Origin of the sequence: Thalassobaculum sp., assembly GCF_040219215.1 — a bacterium.
Lineage (GTDB): Bacteria > Pseudomonadota > Alphaproteobacteria > Thalassobaculales > Thalassobaculaceae > Thalassobaculum_A.
Genome location: NZ_JAVJSX010000022.1, coordinates 257,021 through 281,132, shown reverse-complemented (window position 1 = coordinate 281,132; position 24,112 = coordinate 257,021). Strand labels below are relative to the sequence as shown.

The following is a 24,112-nucleotide window of genomic DNA, read 5'->3' as shown; positions in this document are numbered from 1 at the left end:
AGATGCAAATGCATTACAAAATCGATCAAACCGAAACTCATATTCGTGTCACTGTCGACGGCGACCTTGATGCCGCCATGGTGCAGGACATGCGCGCCTCGGCCGATGACGCGGCAAACGATCGGCGCAACCTGATCATCGATCTCAGTCGGGTAGAGTTCATGGACTCCGCTGGCGTGGGACTGATCGTCCGAGCGTACAAGGTTCGCCAATCGACCAAGGTCCCGATGGCGATCGTTGTCGGCTCGGCCGGTCAACCGCGGGAGATCCTGCGAACCACGCAGATCGACCGGTTGATCCCGTTCCATGCGTCACTCGAAGACGCGCTGGCCTAACGCACCCGACGCCGACGTTACCGGCCAAGCACCAGGGCCGTGACGTCATCCTGTGACGTTCCCGCGGCATCCTCTCGGTGGCGGTCCATCATCTGCTTCAATCCATCCGCCGGCGTTCGATCGGCAAGGTCGCGCGTGTAGGCGAACAGGCGCTGCATGGCGGCCGTCTGGTCCTGTCGTTCGGTGCCGATCTCGGTCAGGCCGTCGGTATAGGCGAGCAACCGGTCGCCGGGCGCCAAGGTGACCTGGCGCGACGGGAAGGGCAGGTCGTCCGCCAGCCCGAGGAGTGGGCCGCCGATCTCGACCAGGGCCGGCCCCTCGGCAGACAGGTGCACAGGGAACGGGTGGCCTGCGGACGCCACCTCGACGACGCCATCGCTGTCGACGGCGAGCATCTGGGCGGAAACCACGGTTCGTTCGTAGGTAGGATCGTTGTAGAGCGCATCGGACAGCGCGGTCATCAGGCCGTCGACGCTTGACGGCGCGTTCGCGCCGAGCGCGACCGACCGGAAGTAGGCGGCCACCCCGTGGGCGAAGAAACGCGCGGCGAGGCCGTGCCCCATCACATCGGCAATCAGCACGACATCCCGGCCCTTGACGGATACCGTCTGCACCAGATCGCCGCCGCCGGCGGTGGCGGACTGCGACGCAGCGGCCAATTGAACGCCACCGATCTGCTTGGGCACGTTGACCGAGAGCGACTCGGTCGCCTCCTTCTCGCGATCCAGCACCAGACGCTCGCGCAGATTGCGGGCGCGCCGGATCAGCCGGCGGGCCGTCCGCAACAGGATCGGCTGGGTAACCGGCTTTTCCAGGAAGTCATCAATGCTGAGGTCGCTGGCCAGATCGGCGGTCTCGTCGTCGCTGTGCCCGGTCAGGAAGACGAACGGGATGGTGTCGGTGCGGTGATCCTTGGCCAGTTCCCGCCGGAATGCGAACCCGTCCATGTCCGGCATTTCAATGTCGCTCAGGATCAGGTCGGCCGGATGGCTGCGCACCACCCTCAGCGCCTGGCCGGCCCGTTCGAAGTCTGCGACCCGGAAGGCGTCGCTCAGCAGGTATTTGAGCACCATGCGCTGCGTCGGGTCATCCTCGACGATCACCACGAACGGCTTCAGGATCTCCGACGCTCTGGGTGGGAGGGTCAGGCTGAGGACGTTGGCCTCCCCGGCCGCCGGCATGCCGGGCCAATACCGGTGATCAGGGAACCGGGTTCCGATCAGCCGCAGTCCGAGACCGTTCGGTCGAAGGTCGGTACGCTTGTCGGCCCAGGTCGCCAATGCGGTATACCCGTCGAAATTATCGAACGGGCCGCCATCGTCCTCGATTGTCAGCGTCCAATGTGCTCCCTCCCTGGTCAGACGAAGCGTCAGGTTTTTGGGGGGAGGGCTGCCGTGCGCCAGGGTGTTGGTCGCATGCTCCTGGAACGCCAGCATCAGGTCGTTGGAGGCCCGTTCGGGCAATCCGGCCGCACGCAGCGCATCCCGGAGGCCATGCCGAAATTCCCGGACCGTCAGGAGTGTGGGGTCCGTTGCCTGCAGGGTCAGCAGTTCGACTGCATCGTTCATTCGACGGTCACCGATTTCGCCAGATTGCGGGGCTGATCGACGTCGGTGCCGCGCTGCACGGCGGCATGATAGGCCAGCAGTTGCAGCGGTAAGGCAAAGACGATCGGCGCAATGAACGGATCGACAACCGGCAGCGTCAGTCCAACCTCGACCGAGTCGCCCAGGCGCTCCAACCCAGCGGCATCGGACAGGGCGATCACCCGACCCTTGCGGGCGGCAACCTCCTGGATGTTGGCGGCGGTCTTGTCGAACCAAGGATCGACCGGGGCGATCACCAGCACCGGCATGTTCTCGTCGATCAACGCGATCGGTCCGTGCTTCATTTCGCCGGCGGCATAGCCTTCCGCGTGAACATAGGACACTTCCTTCAGCTTGAGGGCGCCTTCGAGGGCGACGGGGAACAGAGTCCCCCGGGCCAGATACAGCGCGTTGTCAGCCGACGACAGGACCCTCGCCGCTCGCTCGAAGTCGGGCTCCGCCTGAAGGATGTCCGCCATGTGGTGCGGCGTGCGCAGAAGGATCTGTGTCAGGACCCTTTCACGCTCAGGGGTGAGCGCGCCGCGACCGCGGGCGATGACGATGACGAGGCACGCGAGCGCGATCAACTGGCTGGTGAACGCCTTGGTGGATGCAACGCCGATTTCCGGACCGGCGTAGGTCCGCAGCGAGACGTGGGCGGCGCGCGCCATCGTGCTGCTGGGGACGTTCACGATGGCAATGGTTTTCTGTCCGGCGGCCTTGGCGTGTTCCAGGGCCGCCAGCGTGTCGGCGGTCTCGCCGGACTGGGAGATCACGATCGTGATCCCATCCGGCGGCAGGTACGGGCTGCGGTACCGGAACTCCGAAGCGACTTCCACGTCGGCGGTGACCTTACCGAGGTCCTCCAGCCAGTAGCGTGCGACGCTGCCGGCATAGAACGAGGTGCCGCACGCCACGATCGAGACCTTGGACACCGTCGCGAAGTCGATGTCGATGAACGGCATCTCGACCCGGTCGCCCTCTGCGGTGATCAGCGAACGCAGCCGGTCGCCGGCGACCGACGGTTGTTCGTAGATCTCCTTGTGCATGAAGTGCCGGTGACCAGCCTTGCCGATGGCGGCGCCGGTGACGTGGGTCGGCGTGATGGCACGCGTGATCGGAGTTCCGGCCATGTCGGTTATGGTGGCGCCGTCGATCCGAATCTCGGCCAGGTCGCCGTTCTCCAGAAACGCGATGCGGTCGGTCATCGGCGCCAGGGCGATTGCGTCGGACCCGATGAACATCTCGCCTTCGCCATAGCCGATCGCCAGCGGGCTGCCCTGCTTGGCCACCCAGATCCGATCGGGCGCATCCTTGAACAGGATGGCCAGCGCATAGGCGCCGGAAAGTCGGCTGAGGCCTGTCCTGATGGCTTCATCGATCGACAGGCCCTGATCGAGGAGATCGCTCAGCAGGTGGACGACCACTTCGGTATCGGTGGCGCTGCCGAAGGTCCGGCCGCGGCCTTCCAACTCCGTACGCAGTTCGCGGAAGTTCTCGATGATCCCATTGTGGACAACCGCAACCCGCCCGTCGGAGTGTGGGTGGGCGTTGATCTCGTTCGGGATCCCGTGCGTCGCCCAGCGGGTGTGACCGATGCCGATGCTACCGGCCAGCCAGCTCTCGCGCAGGCGGGCCTCCAGGTTGCGCAGCTTGCCTTCGGCGCGTCGGCGGTCGATTTGACCGTCGACAATGGTGGCGATGCCCGACGAGTCGTAGCCCCGGTACTCGAGACCCCGAAGGGCGGCGACCAGCCGGTCGGCTGCGTCTTCCTGGCTGACGATTCCGACGATTCCGCACATCCAGTGTCTCCGCTACGCGTTGTAGACTGACGGGTTGTTTCTCACGAACGCGAGATAGGGCAGGCGCGCAATGACCGCGAACACCAGTGCGATGGACACGATGAAGGTGATCAGGGCGGCAACGAAATAACCGTAGCCGAGATAGGCGAATCCGAGGTCGATGGACAGCCAGGTGGCGACGGCGCTGGTGGCCAGGAACGTCATTTGAACGAACAACGCTGGGCGCCGGGCATCGAAGTACTGCAGCAGGATGACGCAGAACATCATGAGCACGTGGAACAGCGCGCCCAGCACGCCGAACCGGAACACGGCGATCTGCTGGGAGGATCCGCTGGTCGCCCGGATGATCTCGGGCGCAAAGAAGATTGCCAGCACGGCGATCACGGTTTGCAGGACAAGCACCGTGCGAAGCCCGTTCACGATGGCGGTTATCAGGCGCTTCTGGTTGTCCTTGATCTGGTTCAAGGTGCCGTGCTGGCCGAGATCGCGGTAGAATCGCTGGTAGTCTTCGAAGAAGTCGGTCTCCACGGTTACCGTGAACACCGCCAGCGCCGGGATGATGGTCAAGTAGGCCAGGAACATCGCTCCGTCATAGATCGGGCTGGTTGTCAGGGCTCCGGCAATCGTGACGTGGCCGGGGCCGGACCAGATGATCCATTTGTCGACCCAGACGGCGAGATTGTAGACCAGTCCGCCGAGCGCCATGTCCCAGTACCGTCCGACATACGGCAGGACCGCGAACGGTTGCTGGAGTCTGAACCTATACTCAGACAGAACCGTGGCCAGAATGACGATCAGCGTGACCGTCAGGCCAATGGTGAACCCGCCCAGCGCGCCGTCGACGCCATAGCGCGCTCCGAGCCACGACGCGGCGCCGAACGCGGTTGCCATGCCGATGCCGAACGAGATGGTCACCCGGACATAGGCCTTGAGCGCGGACAGAAACAACGCCGCGATCCATACCCCGGAAATTACCGCGTAGTGCGAGAGCGCGATTGCGACGGTCGCGATCGGCAGGTCGCAGGCGATCACGTAGAATGGGATGGCGATGACCAACCCCGGCATGGTTCCCAGGACCATCGACGTCATGAGCAGGCCGGTTGCGGTCTCCAACCGCTTTTCGAACACCCGGTCGGCGAGATACCGCGTCGACACCAGGACAACCGGTCCGGTGACCACCAGCGACACCGAGAAGTTGTAGATCAGGATCGACCCGAACAGGCGATGCGCGTTCTGGTCGAGCGTTTGGCCGAGGACCGAATTGATGCCGACCAGCGCCCCGACCGTCAGCAGCCAGGGACCGGCGGAGATGAACAGTGAGTGGCCGTAGCCGCTGACGATCCCCATCAGGTCGTCGCGCTGCGTCAGGCGGCGGAGCGTGAAGCCGATGCCAGCCATCACCCGACCTTCGCGAACTGTGCAGGGGTCCGGTCCGGCGCGGCAATGGATCGGGTGTACATATCGCCGTAGATCCGGTCGATCACGGCCTTGTTGTACGACTGGTCGACGCGCTGGCGGATGGCGGCACTGCACCGCTCCCACCAGGAACGATCGGTCAGCAGCCTCGATAGGGCTTCCGCTGTTGCGACCGGCGACGACAGCCCGACTACCGCGCCGCCATGCCCCAGCGGCGGGACTTCGCTTTCCGGGCCTTCGATCATTTCGCGGCAGGCCCCGACATCGGTCGCGACCGACGGAACACCCGCTGCGCCGGCTTCCAGGATCACCAACGGCTGGGCCTCGCTGATCGACGTCAGGGCCAGCACGTCGATGCGGCCAAGATACTCGGAGATCTTGACTCGGCCGAGGAACTTCACGGTGTCCTCAAGCTTCAGGTAGCTGACCAGGTTGCGGCATTCCTCGGCGTATTCGGCATCCTCGTCGTCCGGCCCGAGGACCCAGGCCTCGACATCTGGCACGGTCCGTCGCAGCGCGTCGGCGGCGCGGATGAAGGTTTTGATGTCCTTGATCGGCACGACCCGGCCGATCAGGGCGACGCAGGGCCGCCTCGGCTCGGTAGAGCGTTCGATCTTGCTGTACATCGCCACGTCGATGCCGTTGGGAATGATGCGCAGGCGTTCCGGCGCAGCCCCGTCGGCGAGCTGCATGCGCTGGTTGCCCATGTACAGCGTCGTGATCTCGGTGCACGCCTCGTAGCAGATCCGGGCGTAGCTCTGAAAGGTATGCATCCACAGCTGTCGAAGGTCCCAGCGCGGCGTCTCGAGGGCCAGCCAATCTTCGGCGGCGTCGTACAGCCACTCCGCCATCGTGATCTCGATCCGGCGCTCGTTGGTGTAGATGCCGTGCTCGGTCAGAACCGCCGGACGACCGGTCTCAACGGCCGCACGGGCGGCGACCAGACCGGCGTAGCCGGTCGAAATAGTGTGGTACATGCGTGCCCGCGGCAGCGGAAACAGCAGGGTCGCGAACAATCCGCCGTGAAGCGCCCGCCAGGTCCAGAAGTACTCAAGGAACGAGCTTTCGGGAGCGGCCACCTCGTACATCGCGGTGATCATCTCCCAGGCCGCCGGAGAGTTCATCAGACTGGCGCTGCCCAGTCGTCGCCGTGAACGGGCCAGGCTCTCTACTACGCCGACGAATGCGGGCAGACCGCCATCCTGCTCGATCGCGACGAGCAGCGGCGTGATCTGGCGGGTCAGCCAACGAACGTTGAAGGTGGCACCGCCGCGAGGCGGCCCGGCAAGCGGCACCCGAAGTATCTCGTCGACGTTCGGCGGTAACTCGTAGCGAAGCTCCTTCGGCGTCGTGGTGGCCACCAGGGCAACGATCGTGAAACGAAGATGCGGCTGGGATTTGATCAGATCGTGCATCCAACTCGACACGCCCCCGGCGACGTAGGGGTACGAGCCTTCCAGAATCAGGCACACGTCGGCTGGCCCGTTGCGCGGCTCCATCATGGTGCCGGTGCCATTTCCAGGCCGAGATCCCCGCCGAGAAGCTCGGCGATCTGCCAGAGGTTGATTACCGGCCCGAGCTCAACGTGCTTGGGGTCAATGGACAGTTCGGCAAGCCTCGGATCGTCCAGGCGCTTTCGCAGATCGTCGAATCGGCGCAGACGGAACAGGCACTCGGCGTGCCACATCGAGACGCGCGGATCGGGAGCGGTGTCCACGAGGCCGGCCAACAGCGCTTCGGCCTCCTCGAGCTCATTCAGCCTGAGCAGCAACCGTCCGCAAGTCAGGCGGTTTACCATCGGGTCGCCGGCGCCTTGTCGGTCGGCGCGATTGTAAGCGGCCAGTGCTTCTTGCATCGTCTGGTTCTGGCGATCGGCATCCAGCACGCCGGCGTAGGCATACTCGTCGAGATGGCGGGCAAGGGTCAGCCACCCCTCGGCGTCCTTCGGGTTGGCGTTGGTCGCTTCTTCCAACTCGACGCGCTTGTTGTGATAGCGCTCCTCGATCGTGACCGCGGCGGTCGCCGCCTGCACGCGGACCGACGGCTCCGGATCGGACAGCGCCATCGCCAAGGCCGGCGCGAAGTCGCTCCGGAAGCGCCGCGCCAACAGGGCCACCACCGATTGCTTGGCGCTGGTAGTGCCGGTCAGCAGGACGTCGGTCAACGACGACAGCGAGGAAGCGTCCGACACGGCCTCCTCCCGGCCGCTGACGATCCGTTCGTAAAGGCGGTCGCTGGCATCCTGGTCCTCGTCGGGGAACAGGCTGGCGTACCACTCGTCGAACGGCCGCGCCGACCGGCCGAACCAGTATGTCAGAACCGCCAGGACGATTGCCGACAGCGGGCCCAGCGGTCCGGCTACCAGGGTCATCCAGGTGAGCCATGCGTACAGGCGCGCGTCCCGGTCGCGGACGATTGCAATCCACGTCCAGGCAACGAGAAGCAGGACGAACACGACATGTGCCGCGAGAATGACCTGGACCGGCAACGAGCCCTTGACCAGGATCGCCGCCAACGCAGCCTCGGCCGCGAACATGATGATCGATACCAGCAGCGCCGGAACGATCCTGGGCGCTTCCTCGACCGGGCCGGTCGCCTGATCAGCCACTGCGGCTCTCCGCGGTCGGCTTGGCCATCTCGGTGATATCGATGGCCTTGATCGAAAGCTTCCGCTCGGATTGCCCCTTTGGCAAACGCTGCCGGATGGCGCGCTCGACCTTGTCGATGATCGCCTTCGCCTGCTCGACGGCGGTTGCCGGCAGCAGCATGACGAACCGCCCGTCGTGTCTCTGGCTTTCAAAGGCAAGGTCGGACGACCGGAAGGAGGCGCGGATTGCCTCACCGACGGCGAGCGCCACGGCGGTGCGAACCTCGGGCGCATCGCTGACCTCGGCCGCGATGGTATCGATGACCATGACCGAGGAGGTGAAGCCCTGTCGTTTGCCCAAGGTGGACAGCAGACCGATCATCCGGTCGAGCACTTCTTCCGACATCAGGAAGGCGTTGCCGCCGGATACCCGGTCGCGTTGCAACTCACGCCAGCGCCGGGAGCGGATCAGCGCGGTGCCGACCCACGAACACACCACGCCGAAGTTCTCCAGTGTGTAGAGGTTGAAGTCGACGAACGCCGTGTCCTCGATCTTGAGCATTCCGACGACTTCGCCGGTGTCGACATCGGTAAGGGCGCCGGCCAGGAGGCCTTCGCCCTGCAACACCCGTTCATCATCCCGGCGCGCGACGTTCAACGTCGACCCCCGGCCCAGGATATGCCGCACCAGGGTGTGGTCCAGCGACAGGGTTTTGGCGCGTTGCTCGTCGTCCGCCCAGCCATGCGCACGTGTCAGGACGAAACCCGACGGTGTCAGGGTCCACAGCGAGAACTTGCGCGGCGACAAGATGGCAAGGATCAGGTCGTCGATACCGGACGCCAATCGCCCTTCGTCGACCGCATCCATCGCCTGCGCAGCACGGTAGGTCGTGATGACGGTGCGGAACTGGCGGGCGATCCGGGCTTCGAGCGCCGCCTTGGCCCTCTTGAGTTCGTCGAAGCTGGCAGTAATGACCTCGGCCTGCTTCTGAACGTTGTGGAGCCGGGCACGGAGGATGTCGCGCTCCCGGATCTGGCGGCCGCGCAACTGTCCCAGCGCCTGGGCGATGCCGACCCAGAGGGCCGGTCGCAACCCGACGCCGATCCAGTAATCGTAGACATCCTGGCCGAAACTTTGCGGTGGCAGGTTGTCGAAGAGCAGGACCACCGACGCGGCGATCGCGGCCAACAGTCCCTCGTTGGCGCCGTACTGCACCGAGACGAGCACAACGATGAACCAGAACGGGTGCGGCCGGACCTCGGTGAACCGGTGGCCGCCGAAGAACAGCAGGTCAATGGCGATGGCCGCCGCGAAGAACAACCCGATCTCGATCAGCGCCGAGACCCGAAGGCCCCATAGCCATCGCGCACCGGTCTCCTGGCCCGGGAGCGGTGTAGCGGTGTCGGTGCTCTTGGAGTCGGTCGACGCCATCAGGTCATTTGCCGGCTGCGGCTGCCAGGGGCGACACCATCGCGGACACCACCGACTGGGCCGTCGCGTTCAGGCTGCTGCGATCAAGATAGCCGCCGCCTGCGGCCGAATGGCTGGACGCCCACAGCACCTTGCCGGTCTTGCCATCGACCAGCCGCGCGTTCAGCCCGACGACCGGTTCCTCACGCAGGCCATGCTGGTAGCCGAACTCGGAAACGCTTCCGATCACCAGCGCGTCAACCTCGAGCAGCGATGCCGCCTGTTGGGCGGCCGCGACATCGGTCAGATGTGATGGATCGATCTTCAGTTCGGCCAGGAGCTTGCGGGTCTTGGTCTCTTCCTGAAGCTGGAACAGTCCACGTTCATAGAACTCCGTCGAGATGATCTGCGCGATGATCAGTCCGGCGTTCGGATGATTGGTCAGGTTCTCGAACGGGACGACAGCCACTCTGGCCGACGCGGCGGCGCCGACGGCCGGATCGACGAAATCGCGTCCCTCGCGCGCGGAGCCTGCGCAGGCGGTCAGCAACGCGGTCAGCAGGACGACTGCGGCGGCACGGAAGACCGGCTTTCCTCGATGACCAAGACGCATCACATGCACTCCTTCTGGCTTAAAACCGGGTCCGAACGCTCAGACTCCCGTAGACTAGCTGACTTTGCGAGCCGCGCGAGACCGCAAGGCTGGTGCCGGCGCCGGCGGCAACCTCCAGATCGGGCAACGGCTCGTAGACCAGTTCGATGTCCGCCGACGGGCCATGCCCGTTCAGCCTGTCATAGGTGTAGCCGCCTGCCGCCCGCCCGCGCAGATAGTCGGTCAGCTTCGCTTCGACCCCGGTATCGAGGGTGTGTGCCTCGCGGCTGCTGAGCGGCAACCGCTCGAATTCCGTGCCGTCGGCGGCAACGGCCTTGTCGCTGTTCGTGAAGTATTCGGCGTCCAACCGGTAGCCGATGGATATGAAGGGCCACTTCGCGTATACCACCATGCGGGCCTCGCCGGTGAACTCGACGCTGCTTCCGGCGTGGTGATCGTCCTGTGTGTACCGGTTGAGCGCCATACCCCCGCTCAGGCTCAGGGTATCGGTCGGAACGTGGGTGATCGTGCCGCCGATGTGGTCGCGCGCCGCACCGTCGATCAGACCCTCGATATAGTCCTTCTCGGGTTCCTGGATCGCCGCTTCCAGGCGCCACTCGGTTGCTCCGGCGTCGCCGGAGAGGTCGATGCCGACGCCTGCGGAGTCCCGGGAGGTGAACAGGGACGCCCCGACGGCCGGCCCGTCGTCAGGCCAATGCACCAGCCGGAAGGTCCCGTACTGGCGGTCACCGTCAAAGTCGGCCGTTCGGCCGTCGGATCGCCGGGCCTGATCGACCGTGAGGCGCCGGTCCTCCAGGCGGAACTCGAAGGCGAGGCCCACGGAACCGTCCAGACGCCCGTCCAGAACCGTAATGCGCTGGGTGTCGGCGTCCTGGACATCCTGGAAACGCGTCGAAAGGCCCACATGGTCCGCGACTTCGCGGTGCAGGCGCGACTTGTCCTTGGCGACCTGCGGGAGTTTCGGATCTAGGTCGAGCGCCCGGTCGAGCAGGGCGATCGACTGTGCCCGACGGCCCAATCGCTCCTCGGCCTGGGCGAGCAACAGGATCACCTCGATGTTGCGGGGATCGATCTGGTTCAGCTCGACCAGGATCGCCCGCCCCTGGCGCACGGCGCCCGTCTCAATGAGCGTCAAGGCCCTGTAGTACTCAAGCCGGACCTCGTTGGGGTCGACCGCTCCGGGCGCGCCCGCGGTGTCGGCGACCAGGACGGTGCCTGGTCGCGTAGCGCGGATTTCAACGGCATTGTCAACGACGGCGGCGGTAACCGTCATTTCCGGAAGGAAGCGAAGAAGCACGCTGTCATAGCCGTACTCGACGGTCTCCAGCCATTCTGTACGCCGTGCCGCGAAAGCTTCTATGTCGCCGGGCGCAATCGGTCGGGCGAATATGACCAGCACCTCAGGGCCGTGCGCCAGGATGCGACGGATCTCGGTCGCGGAAACGGTAACCGCCAGTTCGCCGTCCGGCGTTGTCGTTTCGACAACCGCGAGCGGCGCCTGGGCATACCCGGCACTGCCCGAGCTCGCCAGAAGACAGGCCGCCGACAGCACGATCGCTGCGATGCGGCGGGTCCGTTCAGCGAAGCCGCAACACATACCGTGCTCTTTCAAAATTCCCCATCTCGATCAGCAGATCGGCGAAGTCCGCGCGCAGCGCCCGGTCGTCCGGCCGATTCTCCAGCAGCTCCGCCATCAGACGTGCCGCCTCATCGCGTCTGCCGAGACGTCGCAGGATGTTGGCGCGCGATACATCCAGATAGAAGTCCCGATTTTCAGTTGCGGTGAGCTGATCATACGCTCGTTGATAGAACGGTCCCGCCTGATCCTTTCGGTTCGTGCGGAGCAGTACTTCACCATAAAAGTAATTTGCCTCAAAGTCTCCCGGTCCGTTTGCCAGAAACGCACCCAGATACCGCTCGGCGTCGATCAGCCGGCTCTCGTCGTAGGCGATGAGTCCGAGCTCGCGATTGGCTGTGGAATGCGACGGGGCGACGGACCGTACCGCCTTCCAGGCACTGATGATCAAGGGCCGGTCACGCGTCGTCTCGGCGGTTCGGGCCAGGCGCTCCAGCGCGTCCACATCCTTTATCCGGTCGATGGCCACCGAAACGGTGTCGCGCAGTTTCTGGGGATTCTGACCCTGAGCCTGCGCCTTGACCAGCAGTTCGACCTCGGCCGGACTTGACACTGTACTGACATCGCCGAGCGCCTTCAGCACCCGCTCGCCGGCCCGCACGGCCAGCAGCCGCTCAAGCCAGGCAAGGCGATCGGCGCCTTTGGCTGCCGATGCGCGTCCCTCGATCCAGTCGAGTGCCGACGGCTCGGGACGCGGTCCCCAGATGTAGAACAGCTGCTGAACGCTTGGACCGTCTGGCGACTCGTTGGCGGCAGTGGCCCGGAACAGTCGCTCGGCGACAGCACGGTCGCCGGCCTCAAGCATCTGGAAGGCAATTTCACGTTGCCAGGTCGGGTCCAGTCGGCCGCGTTCGGCCAGTGCGATGAGAAAGCTGGTCGCTTCCTTGGCTCGCCCGCCCTTTCGCAGCAGTTCGACATACAGCTCGGCCCATTGCCGTCCCAGTTCGGCCCTCGATCGAATGGCGCGCGCGGTGTCCAGGGGAGGAGCCGTCTCAGCCAGACGCTGCGCCAGCACAAGCGCCTCGGCCGGGTCGGTCGCTGTCGCCAGGTTCGCGGCCAGCCACTGGTTCAGTTCCTCGATCCGGCCGCGGTTGCGCAGGGTGTAGGCATAAGTGTCGGCCCACAGAGCCGGTGCGCGATCGGCCAGAACGCGCAGTACATCCGGCGAACGGCTCGGCTCGGCGCTCTCCAGGGCGGCGACGAGACTTGGAACCTGCTCGTTGTCGGCCGGAAACCGGCTAATTGCATCGGCGATGGCGTCGGCCGCCTCATTGCCGCGACCCAACGTTACGGCAGCATCGGCGAGCGCGAACCACCACGCGCCGCCTTCGGCATTCGCAAGTGCCAGGATGTGGGGCCACGCGGCGGCCTCGGCTCCGGCTTCGAGAAGGTTGTAGACCAGTTCCCGTCGGCGGGCCGGGGTCAGGTCCGGACGACCGATCTGCTGCTCCCAGATTGCAGCCAGACGGTCGGTGAGCCCCAGGCTCTGCAGGATCTCTATGTACAGACTGTCACCGGAGTCGGAGCGATCCGGGATCGCTTCGACAATCGACAGGGCTTCCGCTGCCTGGCCACCACGAAACAGCGCGTTTGCCAGCCGCTCACGCGCCAGATCGGTCGGCCGCTGTTGCACGAGCCGGCGGGCGGTTGTGATGGCGACGCCCCAGCTTTCGCGGCGCTCGGCCATGAAGAACAGGCTTTCAAGCGTTCGTGGCTCGATGCCGCTGGTGCGGGCGACCCATTCCTGGACTTCCTCGACGCGGCCCGTCGCCAGGGCCAGCTCGGCCCAAACGGCTCGCAGCTGGAGAGTGTAGTGCTGCGCCAGCAGGGCGTTGATCTCCCAGTACCCTGCCTCTGGATCCGGGCCGCGCCCGTACAGCTCGCCCAGCAGCGTCAGGGCCTCCGTGGGCGCTTCCGGATCGGTCGCGATGACCCGCAACATGTCGAGCGCTTCGGGCTCCCGGCCGATTTTGACCAGGACGTTCGCCAGGGCCAGCTGGTCTCCCACAGACGTGGCCGTGTCAGCGATGGCGGCGTCCGCCCACCGATTGGCGGCTTCGGTGTCGCCGCGGGCCAGCGCCACCTCGGCGGCAAGCACCGGAACCTGAGCCATGCGCTCGGGGCCGAGCTGTTCAACCAACCGGTCGACTTCGGCGTCGCGGCCCGCCTGGTGCAGGGAGGAGACGAGCAGCAGCACCGAGCCGGTGGGCAGTTCAGTCGCATTCAGATGGTCCAGGACCGCTACGGCGGTATCGATGTCACGGTTGGCAACGGCCAGGTCGATCAGATCGGCGGAAAGGGACGGCGTGATCAGGCCCTGGCCAAGCCAACGCCGCAACAGCGAGTAGGCATCCTGTTCGCGCCCGGACCGCCGAAGCGCCAGGACATATATCGCGCGCCACGGCTCGGTAGCCTGCTGCAGGGTCGGTCGGCCATTAAGAATGCGAATGGCGCGGGCGGGTTGTCCGGCATCCACCCAAAGCTGAGCGAAGCTGATCTGGAACAGCAATGGTTCGGAGCCGTCCAACCACTGCGTCGTAAGGGCCGCAGCCTCCGCGAGGCGCCCAGCGTTCAGCAGCAGTTCCACGATCTGCAACCGGTAGGACCAGTCGAGCGCGGCCGGAAAGGACTGCGCGGCCCGGAGGTACGCTTCGAGCGCTTCGTCGAGTTGTGCCAGGCTGACAGCAAGGTCGGCGTACTCCAGGATTCGTTCCGGAGAGGCCAAGTCCAGCGATATCAGGCGTTTCAACGTCCGCGCCCGGCTGTAGGGATCGGCGGCGTGGTAGTGTGCATCGGCAAGCTGTTCCAGTCGTTCCTTTGTCGGCTGGATGGCGACCAGCTTCTCCATGGTCTGCCGGTACAGGCCGGTGCGGCGGTCCGCCGCGTAGAGATCAGCCAGCCGGGCCAGGATGTCCGGGCGCTCGCCGATGGTCCGACCGAACTTCCTGGTCAACTCGATGGCCCGTTCCACGTCGCCGTATTGGAGGTAGATCGCCAACAAGGCCGAAACCGTCTGCGAGGACAGGTCGCCTTCGGCAACCTGTCGTTCGAACAACGCCAAGGATTCCTCATACTTCTGGTCGCGCAGGTACATGGTGCCGAGTTCCTGCTGGCTCGGCAGGATCATGATGCTCAGCGCTGCGGCACCCAGGACCACAACAACCAGAATGACGGCGAATCCGCGCATCAGTCGCTCGTGACCGTCAGAACCGAGCGTTCAGCGGGATGCCGGTTGGCGGGCAGGGCGAAAGCGAGGCGATGGTCGTCACCGACCGTCACGGATTCCTCGAACAGCGTCCCGGCCGCGCCGTCGAGCGTGACGGTCCAGCGGCCGGGTCGTGGTACGATCCAGGTCATCTCACCGTTGCCGAAGCCCGACACAGTGGCCTTCAGGCCCGAGGCGGTTGCCTGGAGGTCGCGAACCGGCCACCGGCTCTCAAGCAAATAGATCCGGTCGGCAATCTCCGGCATGTCTGCCCTGTCACGGTCGTGCAGTGCGATGACCGGAGCGTCCACTTCCGGGTCGAGCGCCACATAGAGGCTGCCCTGAAGCCAGTTGGCCCCGAGAATTCCCGTCGATCGGGCGAAGTCGACGCCGGTCAGGGTCGCGCGATCGAACCGTATCGTCTGCAATTCGCCGCGGTTCTCAACCCGCCAGCGGCGGTCGTCGAGCGCAACCAGCCGGGTCTGGTAAAAGCCGCCGGCGAGCCGCGCGAACTGCGACGTCGTGATCGGCACGATCGGTTGCCGTCGTGCATATTCGAGATTGTCGATAATCGCGTTGAGGCTGGCCACCCGCTCCGCCGAGTATGAGTGGTAGTAGATATTGATCGGCTTGACCCGGATCGGAACCTCGGTGCGCGCCAGGGTTTCCTGGAGGTGGCGGAAGCCGAAGAACCGCGCCGACCAAAGGTCGGTGTAGGTGTTCTCGTTGCTGTTCGAGGCATAGATCTGCCGCTCGTTGCCGACCATGACCCCGATCGGCGCCACGAACGCGTAGGATGGATACTCGCCGTCGAAACGGGTGTCGCCGCCGTTGATGTTGGGAACGCCCGCTTCGCGCGCGACCCGGATTGCCGCCTCGAAGGGCGTGGTGTCGCCCGACCACTGCAGCACGGCGACCGGATTGCCGCCGGTGAACGCCGCGATCCGCTCGAACGATCCGGCGATCTCCTTGGTCAGGTCGAAGGGCTGCAGGTAGAAGGCCCGTGGGACCTCGTAGCGCTTGTTGAGCTTGGTCGTGGCGTCGCTGGTTGATTCCGTGGTGACACCGCCGGCTACGACGCCGTGATCGGACTGGGTGTGACCGCCGATGCCCAGCGACTGCACGATCTGCCGTTCGAGGGCCAGATCGTAGTTGCTGTAGAATGACCACTGGAAGGGATGGGTGTAGGTGTGCGATCCCGGCTCGACGTTGGGCAGGGTGAAGAAGCGACGGGCGATATCGCGTGCGATCGGGGCGTCGATCCAGGCCGGATCCAGTTCGGCGGCGATCGGTGCGATCGTGACCGGCATGTCGGGGTAGCGCCGCGCGACTCGCTCCAGCAGCACCTCGGCGGCCGAAACCACCTTGTCCTTCAGCTTCACTTCCGACTGGCTGCGCCACCCGTCGCCGTCGACATGGCTGTAGAACAGGCGGCGCCCGACCAGCGTGGTGGTGTCCGGCTTCGGCAGCGCGTCGGTGTCGAAGGCGCGGGCGAAGAACCGGAACGGATTGATCATCCAGCGGCGGATGGTGTTGCCGAAGTCGATTTCCGCAACATAGCCCTCGGCGACGAACCCGCCGGCAGGGCTGGTCACAACCACCGCGCTGCGGCTGTCCGGATCCTTGCCGCGTCCGACCACGACGTGCGCGGTCGCGTCGGGTCGGGCGACGCGGAGCACGTTGTAGGGCGGCGGGACGGGCGGGCGTTGTTCGAACCCCCAGAACCGCGGATCGAGCTTCAGGTAGCTGACGCCGACGGAGAACGGGACTGACGACCCCTCGAAGTTGACCCCGAGGCGCTCCAGGAACTGGTTGATCCGGCTGAGCGGGATGGTGCCGCGTTCGTGGTCGACCAGCACGCCGATCTCGCCAAGCACCACGTACCGGCGGCCGGCCTCGATCTGCCGTTCGGCCCAGTCGAGATAGTCGTAGGCGCCCGGGCGACTGGACGTGGTGAACCAGGTCAGGATGCCGCGGACGTCGTCGCGGCCGGTCAGGTCGGGCAGGCCTTTTGCGATGTCGTGCAACTCCACCGTCAGCCCGAGGTGGTTGAGCGGCATGGTGGCGATCTGGTGAACACGCGAATACTTGAGCGTGTCCGACTCAGCCACGTCGACCAGCGCCACAATGGTGCGCGGTGCCGCCTGCTCCGCCGCCGCGGCTGCCGGGTTGACCAAAGCGAAGAGCGCGACCAGCAGGATCGCCAGGGATTTCATCCCGCCGGTGGCTCCGGCACCAGCTTGTCGAGCTCGACGGTCGCAACGTAGGGATGGAAACCGTTCCGGCGCTGCTCGGCATAGATCGCCGCGATCCCGGCCTTGTCGGCAGGATCCCAGTAGTCGAGTGTCAGAACCGTTGGCGGCGGCGTTGCGGTCTGGGTCTGCTTCAAGATGGCAACCTGCTCGCGATAAAGGTCGGTCGGTACCCGTTGGTACGTCTTGGCCGTGAAGTCATAGTCCGCGAACACCGACTCACCCAATACGTAGTCTACGACTCCCGCCAGCTTCGGGAGCATTTCGTACCCGCGGTTGAGAATGAGCGGGACCTTGGGGTAGTGGAGCTTGAGTGCCTTGACCAAGCGGGTCGCGGAATCCGTCATGCCGGCATTCTTCTGGGGGTCGCGACGCTCCAGTTCCGGCGGATTGTCGAGAGTGTCCAGAAACAGGCCATCGAAGCCGCGGTGCAGAACCAGCGGCACCAGCTCCTCGATCACCATCTTGACCCAGCGGCTGTCCCGAACGTCGATGAAGTAGCTGCCGGGCCAGCTTGTGTTCTCGTCGCGCAGTATGCCGAGCGCTTTGATGTCGGCGTAGTAGGGACGATCCTGCGCGACCTCGCCGAGGCTGATGTAGCCGAACACCTGCTTGCCGGCGTCCTTCAGCGGCGTCAGGTCCGGGTGGGCCGCATGGTCGAAGATCAGAAGGTCATAGTCCTCGAACGCGCTCGCCGGCAGGTCGTTGGCGTAATAGACCGTCCATTTGAGCGTGGCATTCGCTTGAGCCGTAGCCGGCACCGTACGGGCCGTCGACAGAGCCGCAGTCGCCAGCGAGGTGTTCAGGAAGTTGCGTCGAGTGATCATGGGCATGTGGATCCTACCGTTCTGTAGAACCAGACTATCGAAACATGATTAACATTTACTGACCGGCTTTGCAGGGACTTCTGCAGTTTGGCGCACAAAGGTTTGTGATCACGTGTCCCTGCTGGCTGGAAGCCCGTTCACGGCTTTTGCATCAGGGCGACATCCTTTACCGGAATGCTGCAGCACCAGCCGTGGTGGACGGCGATCCGGCGCAGGGTGTGCTCGCGGTAAAACACGACGTGGGTCGGGTCCCGGCGATAGTGCCATTGTTCAAACTGGGCATCGTCGGTCTGGAAGCAGGTCATTACCGCCAGCCATCCGCCGGGTCGAAGCATGCGGTCGAACCGGTCGAACTCGTCTGCGGGATGATGGAAATGCTCCGCCGTTTCTGTGCAGGTGATGAAGTCATAGGACCGGTCGAGCGCCGTTCGGTCCGGGTGGAAGCAGGGGTCATACTGCGCCACCTCGTGGCCCGCTTCGCGCAGCATGGCCACTGCAGCCGACCCGGATCCGCAGCCATAATCGAGGCCGCTCCGGCCGGCTCCGAGCCGGGCCAGCAGTGGATCGACCAATGCCGACAAGAACTTCCGGTAGCGCGGATCGTCCGGATGGTTCTCGTGGTTGTAATAGTGGGCGTGCTCGTCCGCCCGAAGCGGCCTTTGACGTGGATCGAGGAACGTCGCTTCGCAGGCCGCGCACCGCCAGTAGTCACGGCCGTCGATGGATCGGAACGGCACCGGGCCCGTCGACCGGCAGACCGGGCAGGGCGTCGGCGTCGCGGCGCCGGCCGGTCCTGTTGCCGTCATCCGTCGCGCGGCGTTCGCGCAAGGTAGACGGTTTGCGTGAACTCCCGGTCCTGCAGCGGATTGTGGAACGTGACCGGCTCGGCCCGCGCCTCGGCGAAGATCGCGGCAAGCCGCGCGGTGAAGGCCTCGTCGGGCCGTTCGTTCGACCACAGTCCGAACACCCCTCCAGGCTTCAGATGGGCCGCAAGCTTGCGCAGTCCCTCTGGCTGGTAGAACGCGGCGTTCCCGGCATCGAGCAGGAACTCCGGCGAGTGGTCGATGTCGACCAGGATGGCGTCGAACCGCCGGCGCGGTGCGTCGGCATCGAACCCGTCACCGGAGGCGGCCAGCGCGAAGAAATCGCCGTGCACGAAGCGGCAGCGTGGATCGGCGGTGAGCTCGGCGCCCAGCGGCAACAGACCGTCGCGATGCCAGTCGATGACGGCTTCGAGCGCATCGACCACCACCAGGGAGCCGACCGCAGCGTGCTGGAGCACGGCCAGCGCGGTGTAGCCGAGGCCGAGGCCGCCGACCACGACCTCAAGCCCGGTCCCGGACAGATCGGCCAAGCCCAGCCTGGCCAGCTCGATTTCCGATGCGGTGAACAGGCTGGACATGAGGAACTCGTCGCCCAGCTTGATTTCGAAAACGTCGACCCCGAGCGAGAGCTCGCGCCGCCGGCGCAGGCTGAGCGCACCGATCGGCGTCTCGCGGTAGTCGAGTTCCTTGAAGAGCGCGCTCATTCGATCCGCTTCCGTTGTCCGGGCCTCGCCGGACCTTAGCATCCGGTTCAGCTCAACGCTTCGCGCTTGATCCGCATCCCGGCGGTCTCCCGGTCCCAGGTGTCCGCGGTCACGCCGTCGGAGCGCAGCACGTGCTTCTGCAGCTTGCCGCTCGCGGTCTTCGGCAGATCCGCGACGATCCGGATGTAGCGCGGGACCATGTAGTGGGCGATGCGTTCGGCCAGGAACTCGGTCAGCTCGGCCGGATCCACGGTGTGGCCATCCAGCGGGGTGACCACCGCCAGGACCTCGTCCTCGCTGACGGCGCTGGGCACCGCGACGGCCACGGCTTCCTTGATCTTCGGATGGGCGGTGATCTCGGCCTCCAGTTCGAACGACGAGATGTTCTCGCCGCGCCGACGGATCACGTCCTTCAGCCGGTCGACGAAGAAGAACCGGCCGGCCTCGTCGATCCGAAAGGCGTCGCCGGTGTGGAACCATCCGTTCCGGGTTGCCGCCACCGTCGCGTCCGGATTGTTGTAATAACCGCTGAACAGCGCCCACGGCCGGTGCGAGCGGACCACCAGTTCGCCGACGGCGCCCGTCGGAACCGCCATGTCGTTAGGGTCGACGACGCGCAATTCGAACGGCGCGCGTGGCGTTCCGGCCAGTCCCGCCTCGGTGATCCCCGGACCGGCGATCAGCGGGCTGGAGATCTCGGTCATGTTGTAGACCGTATAGAGATCGACGCCGAAGCGGTTCCGGAACGCCTGGGCGTCGTCGCCGAACGGTACGATGTAGGCCTTCCGCAGCGGATGCGACCGATCCGTATCGCGCGGGGGTGCCTTGAGCAGGAAGCTGGCCATCACGCCGAGCAGCAGGACCACCGTGCTGCCGGTCTCGCGCACCGCGGTCCAGAAATCGGCGGTGCGGAACTCCGGGATCATCGCCATCGTGCCGCCCTTGGCCAGCATGGCGTAGACGTAGAGCGTGCTGCCGCAGTGGAAGATCGGGCCGGCGATCAGGCAACAGTCCTCGGCGTCGATCGCCTCCATGGCCTCCGGGCCCATGGTGTAGTGCTGGACGTAGGAGAACAGCACGCCCTTGGCGTTCCCGGTGGTCCCGGAGGTGTACATGATCGCCTGGATGTCCCACGGCTCGATCGGACGTTCCAACGCCAGCGCGCCGGCCCGCGCCTCGGCCGGATCCGAGATGCGATCGACCGCCAACCCATCGACTGCGGGAACAGGCTCCGGGTCCTGCCCGGCCACCAGGATTGTCCGCAACGCACCGCGCTCGACATCGGCTAGGCGTCCGAGCAGGGCTGGATGGGCGATCATCAGCCGGGCGTCGGCGTTGTTCAGGATGTGGGCCAGCGGGCGGCCCTTGGCGGCGGTGTTGAGCGGCACATAGACCGCGCCGAGGTAGTTGACGGCGAACCAGGTGGCCAGCAGGTCGGGGCCGTTGCCCATCCAGCACAGCACGTGGTCGCCCTGCCGCACGCCGGCGTCGTGCAGCGCCGTCGCGCGCCGCCGGACCCGGTCGAGCGTTTGCGCATAGCTCCAGGCTTCGCCGCGCCAGAATCGGACGAACGTCCGCTCCGGATCGGCGCGGGCCCGCCTGTCCAGCAGGCAGCGCAGAACGCAGTCGTCGGGTGCGGGCACGGTATCGGCACCGATGCGGGGTTGGTCGGTCATCGTCGGGTCCGTCGGCGGGTGTCGCTGTGCAACGGTATCGCACATGGGCAACCCGGGTGCAGCCGCCCGTTGCACGCGTTCGAGCGCTCGTGCCAGAACCGGAACGTGGATTCGGGAGACGGCGATGCGCGTGTTGGTTACCGGGGCGGCAGGATTCATCGGCCGCCAGCTCACCAAGGTCCTGCTGGAACGCGGAACGCTCGCGGGTCCGGACGGCGCGCCCTCCGCGATCACCGAACTGATCCTGGTCGACCGTGCGCCGTTCGACGGACCACGCAGCGAGCCGGTCCAGGTTGCATCATTCGCCGGGGATCTGTGCGACGACGGATTCCTGGCCCGGGTTATGGGCGACGGGGTCGACAGCCTGTTTCACCTGGCGGCCACACTGACGATCGACGCCGAGACCGACCCGGATTCCGGCTGGGCGGTCAACCTGCACCTGCCGTTGCGGATGCTGGAAGCCTGTCGCCAACTGAAGCCAGGGACCCGTTTCGTCTATGCCAGTTCGATCGCCGTGTTCGGCGGTGATCTGCCGGACCGGGTCTCCGACAGCCAGGTACAGACCCCGCAGACTTCCTACGGGACGGCCAAGTCGGTCACCGAACTGTTGATCAACGACTACAGCCGCCACGGCTTCGTGGACGGACGAGCCCTGCGGTTGCCGATCGTGCTGGTCCGGCCGGGCGCGCCAACCCAGGCGGTGTCCGACCGGCTCGCGTCACTGGTACGCGAACCGCTGTCAGGCAGGCCGGCGGTGTCGCCGGTCTCCGGTTTCACCCGGTTTCCGGTGGCCTCGGTCCAGCGGATTGCGCGGAACCTGGTCCGGTTGCACGACGCCCCGGCGTCGGCGTTCGGCAGCAGCAGGGCGGTCAACCAACCCGGCCTCACGGTATCCGTCGACGAGATGATTGCCGCCCTTGGCCGGGTGGCGGGCCCGGCGGCCGCCGGATGCGTGACGGTTGATCCCGTGCCCGCCATTCAGGCAGTGGTGGACGGCTGGCCGCGCGAGTTCGTTACGGCGATGGACCTGGATCCACCGCTGCAACCCGATCCGGACTTCGACACGATCGTGCGGCAGTACCTCGCCGACCACCGACCGGGTTAGGCAACCGCCACCGGCCGGCTCCGCCACCAGTGTCCGGCAAGCGATAGCGCGGCGAGCGCGAAGCCGATCTCGTCGGTGATGGGCAGGGCGGCGATCAAGAAGAACGCCGCCAGGGTCGCCATCACCCGTTCCCAGGCCACCATGCGGATCCGCAGGAAGCCGATCACCGCAGCACCCCACAGCCCGATTGCGAGCGCGGTCTTGAACAGGATGTAGGCCACCGCGACCGGGTAACCGAAGGCCTCCGACAGCGGTCCGCCGTCCTGCAGCATCAGGGCCGGGGTGTAGACCGCCATGAACGGGATCACGAACCCGGCGGTCGCCACCTTGATGGCTTCGAACGAGATCTTCAGTCCGCTGGCCCGCGCGATCGGCGCTGCCGCGAAACAGGCCAGCGCCACCGGCGGCGTCAGGTCGGCCAGGATCCCGAAGTAGAACACGAACATGTGCGAGACCATCAGCGGTACGCCGAGCTTCAGCAGCGCGGGACCGGCGATCGATGAGGTGATGATGTAGTTCGGGATGGTCGGAATGCCCATGCCGAGCACCAGGCAGGTCACCATGGTGAGGAGCAGTGACAGGAACAGGCTCTTGTCACCGACCGACACGATGTACTGCCCGAAGGTGTTGGCGGCACCGGTCAGGGTCATGGTGCCGATGATGATTCCGACGATCGCGCAGGCGACGCCGACCGGAAGGGCGGTCTTGGCGCCGTCGGCCAGGCTGTCGCGGCACAGCGCCAAGGTGGTGCGGCCGCCCTTGGTGACGCCGTTCCAGAGGATCAACAGCGCCACCGCGGCAATGATGACGGGCATGCCCCACTGCAGGAACGCGCTGGCCACGATGCCCAGGCACAGCCAGAACACCGTGCGCAGCGCCGTCGACGAGAACCCGAGCGCGACCGAACCACCCAGGATCAGCAGCACCGTCAGCGCCAGGCCGACGGTACCGGCGTACAGCGGGGTGTACCCGGAGAACAGCAGGTAGACGAGCGCCACCAGCGGCAGCAGCAGGTACCAGTACCGTCGGAGCGCGTCGATCACCGACGGCAGCTCGTTCTTCGGCAGGCCAAGCAGTCCATGCTTGCCGGCCTCCAGGTGCACCACCCAGAACGCCGAGGCGAAGTACAGGATCGCCGGGATGATCGCCGCCTGGACGACCTCGAAATAGGGAACGCCGAGGGTTTCGGCCATGATGAAGGCGACCGCCCCCATCACCGGCGGCATGATCTGGCCGCCCATCGACGCGGTCGCCTCGACCCCTCCGGCGAACGCCGGACGGTAGCCGAACCGCTTCATCAGCGGGATGGTGAACTGACCGGTCGCCACCACGTTGGCAACGCCCGAGCCGGAGATCGTGCCCATCAGCCCGGACGACACCACCGCCACCTTGGCGCCGCCGCCGCGGGCATGGCCGACCAGCCCCATGGCCACGTCGGTGAACAGCTTGATCATCCCGGCCTTCTCCAGGAAGGCGCCGAACAGGATGAACAGGAAGATGTAGGTCGACGACACGAAGATCGGGATGCCGTAGATCCCCTCGGTGCCGTAGGCCATGTGGTCGATGACCTGCAGGAAGTCGTAGCCGCGATGATCGAACGGCGCCGGCAGGTACTGGCCGAACAGGCAGTACAGCAGGAAGGCGCCGGCAATGATCGGCAGGGCCGGCCCCATCACCGCGAGCGCGGCCAGGAACACGGTCGCCAGGGCAACGACGCCGAACACCAGGTCGATCGGCAGCGGGTCGCCGGCGCGCAGCAGCAGCGGGTTGTATTCGACCCATTGGTAGATCGCGACGGCCAGGCCGGCGAGACCGAGCATCCAGGCAACCGTGCGGCCTCCGGTCGTCCAGCCACGACCGAGGCTGACCAGCGGAAAGGTCAGCATGACCAGGAAGCCGACATGGATCGCGCGGGTGATCTGGCTCGGAAGATCGATCACATGGGCCGCGGTCGCGATCTGGAATGCCGAGAAGACGAACGCGATCCAGAACAGCAGACGGCCTTCCAGGGAGGACGGGAAACCCCCGTCCAGCGGGCTGTGGTGGCCGATGTCGCTGGCGCCCTGCGCCACGACCGGACGGGCAGCGGTATCGCTCATCGCCTGGAACTCCCCCTGGGATTTTCTTGTTTTG

17 protein-coding genes are annotated in these 24,112 nt (G+C 65.8%); 2 read left to right on the top strand and 15 right to left on the bottom strand.

From position 1 onward, the window contains the following. Window positions 1-8: 8 nt before the first annotated feature. Complete coding sequence (locus RIC54_RS16880; protein ID WP_350090508.1) at window positions 9-335, top strand: STAS domain-containing protein; 327 nt, start codon at window positions 9-11, stop codon at window positions 333-335. A gap of 17 nt (window positions 336-352) precedes the next feature. Here the strand turns inward: RIC54_RS16880 and RIC54_RS16875 are convergent, their stop codons facing one another. The 14 genes from RIC54_RS16875 to RIC54_RS16810 all read right to left on the bottom strand — a co-directional run bounded on the left by RIC54_RS16875 (window position 353) and on the right by RIC54_RS16810 (window position 20,874). Continuing rightward, window positions 353-1,903 (bottom strand): SpoIIE family protein phosphatase, encoded by a 1,551-nt coding sequence (locus RIC54_RS16875; protein WP_350090505.1) that lies wholly within the window; start codon window positions 1,901-1,903, stop codon window positions 353-355. After that, a complete protein-coding gene (gene glmS / locus RIC54_RS16870; RefSeq protein WP_350090502.1) occupies window positions 1,900-3,723 on the bottom strand; it encodes a glutamine--fructose-6-phosphate transaminase (isomerizing) in 1,824 nt (607 codons plus the stop codon). The genes RIC54_RS16875 and glmS overlap by 4 nt, the downstream gene beginning before the upstream one ends. 12 nt (window positions 3,724-3,735) lie before the next feature. Then, a complete protein-coding gene (gene pelG / locus RIC54_RS16865; protein WP_350090499.1) occupies window positions 3,736-5,121 on the bottom strand; it encodes an exopolysaccharide Pel transporter PelG in 1,386 nt (461 codons plus the stop codon). Continuing rightward, window positions 5,121-6,641 carry a GT4 family glycosyltransferase PelF gene (gene pelF, locus RIC54_RS16860; RefSeq protein WP_350090496.1) on the bottom strand — a complete coding sequence of 507 codons (1,521 nt, stop codon included), beginning with the start codon at window positions 6,639-6,641 and terminating at the stop codon, window positions 5,121-5,123. The genes pelG and pelF overlap by 1 nt, the downstream gene beginning before the upstream one ends. Further along, window positions 6,638-7,747 carry a tetratricopeptide repeat protein gene (locus tag RIC54_RS16855; RefSeq protein WP_350090493.1) on the bottom strand — a complete coding sequence of 370 codons (1,110 nt, stop codon included), beginning with the start codon at window positions 7,745-7,747 and terminating at the stop codon, window positions 6,638-6,640. Before RIC54_RS16855 ends, pelF begins: the two co-directional genes overlap by 4 nt. Next, a complete protein-coding gene (locus RIC54_RS16850; protein ID WP_350090490.1) occupies window positions 7,740-9,158 on the bottom strand; it encodes a hypothetical protein in 1,419 nt (472 codons plus the stop codon). Before RIC54_RS16850 ends, RIC54_RS16855 begins: the two co-directional genes overlap by 8 nt. A gap of 4 nt (window positions 9,159-9,162) precedes the next feature. Continuing rightward, window positions 9,163-9,750, bottom strand: a complete 588-nt coding sequence (locus tag RIC54_RS16845) for a CsgG/HfaB family protein (RefSeq protein ID WP_350090487.1) — start codon at window positions 9,748-9,750, stop codon at window positions 9,163-9,165. 19 nt (window positions 9,751-9,769) lie between these two features. After that, a complete protein-coding gene (locus RIC54_RS16840) occupies window positions 9,770-11,347 on the bottom strand; it encodes a tetratricopeptide repeat protein (protein WP_350090484.1) in 1,578 nt (525 codons plus the stop codon). Further along, window positions 11,328-14,573 (bottom strand): tetratricopeptide repeat protein, encoded by a 3,246-nt coding sequence (locus tag RIC54_RS16835; RefSeq protein ID WP_350090481.1) that lies wholly within the window; start codon window positions 14,571-14,573, stop codon window positions 11,328-11,330. The genes RIC54_RS16840 and RIC54_RS16835 overlap by 20 nt, the downstream gene beginning before the upstream one ends. Further along, entirely contained in the window at window positions 14,573-16,807 is a 2,235-nt protein-coding gene (locus tag RIC54_RS16830; protein WP_350090478.1) for a hypothetical protein, read from the bottom strand. The genes RIC54_RS16835 and RIC54_RS16830 overlap by 1 nt, the downstream gene beginning before the upstream one ends. Then, window positions 16,804-17,676, bottom strand: a complete 873-nt coding sequence (locus RIC54_RS16825) for a glycoside hydrolase family 191 protein (RefSeq protein ID WP_350090474.1) — start codon at window positions 17,674-17,676, stop codon at window positions 16,804-16,806. Before RIC54_RS16825 ends, RIC54_RS16830 begins: the two co-directional genes overlap by 4 nt. Before the next feature lie 131 nt (window positions 17,677-17,807). Beyond that, entirely contained in the window at window positions 17,808-18,407 is a 600-nt protein-coding gene (locus RIC54_RS16820) for a class I SAM-dependent methyltransferase (protein WP_350090469.1), read from the bottom strand. Between the two features lie 65 nt (window positions 18,408-18,472). Further along, complete coding sequence (locus RIC54_RS16815) at window positions 18,473-19,198, bottom strand: spermine/spermidine synthase domain-containing protein (protein WP_350090466.1); 726 nt, start codon at window positions 19,196-19,198, stop codon at window positions 18,473-18,475. A gap of 47 nt (window positions 19,199-19,245) precedes the next feature. Then, a complete protein-coding gene (locus tag RIC54_RS16810; RefSeq protein WP_350090463.1) occupies window positions 19,246-20,874 on the bottom strand; it encodes an AMP-binding protein in 1,629 nt (542 codons plus the stop codon). Between the two features lie 124 nt (window positions 20,875-20,998). On the opposite strand from RIC54_RS16810, the gene denD reads away from it, so the two are divergent. After that, window positions 20,999-21,979 (top strand): D-erythronate dehydrogenase, encoded by a 981-nt coding sequence (gene denD, locus RIC54_RS16805; protein ID WP_350090460.1) that lies wholly within the window; start codon window positions 20,999-21,001, stop codon window positions 21,977-21,979. On the opposite strand, the gene RIC54_RS16800 is transcribed toward denD, so the two are convergent. Further along, window positions 21,976-24,078, bottom strand: a complete 2,103-nt coding sequence (locus tag RIC54_RS16800) for a TRAP transporter permease (RefSeq protein WP_350151224.1) — start codon at window positions 24,076-24,078, stop codon at window positions 21,976-21,978. The two genes, denD and RIC54_RS16800, sit on opposite strands and share 4 nt — an antisense overlap. Window positions 24,079-24,112 lie beyond the last annotated feature (34 nt).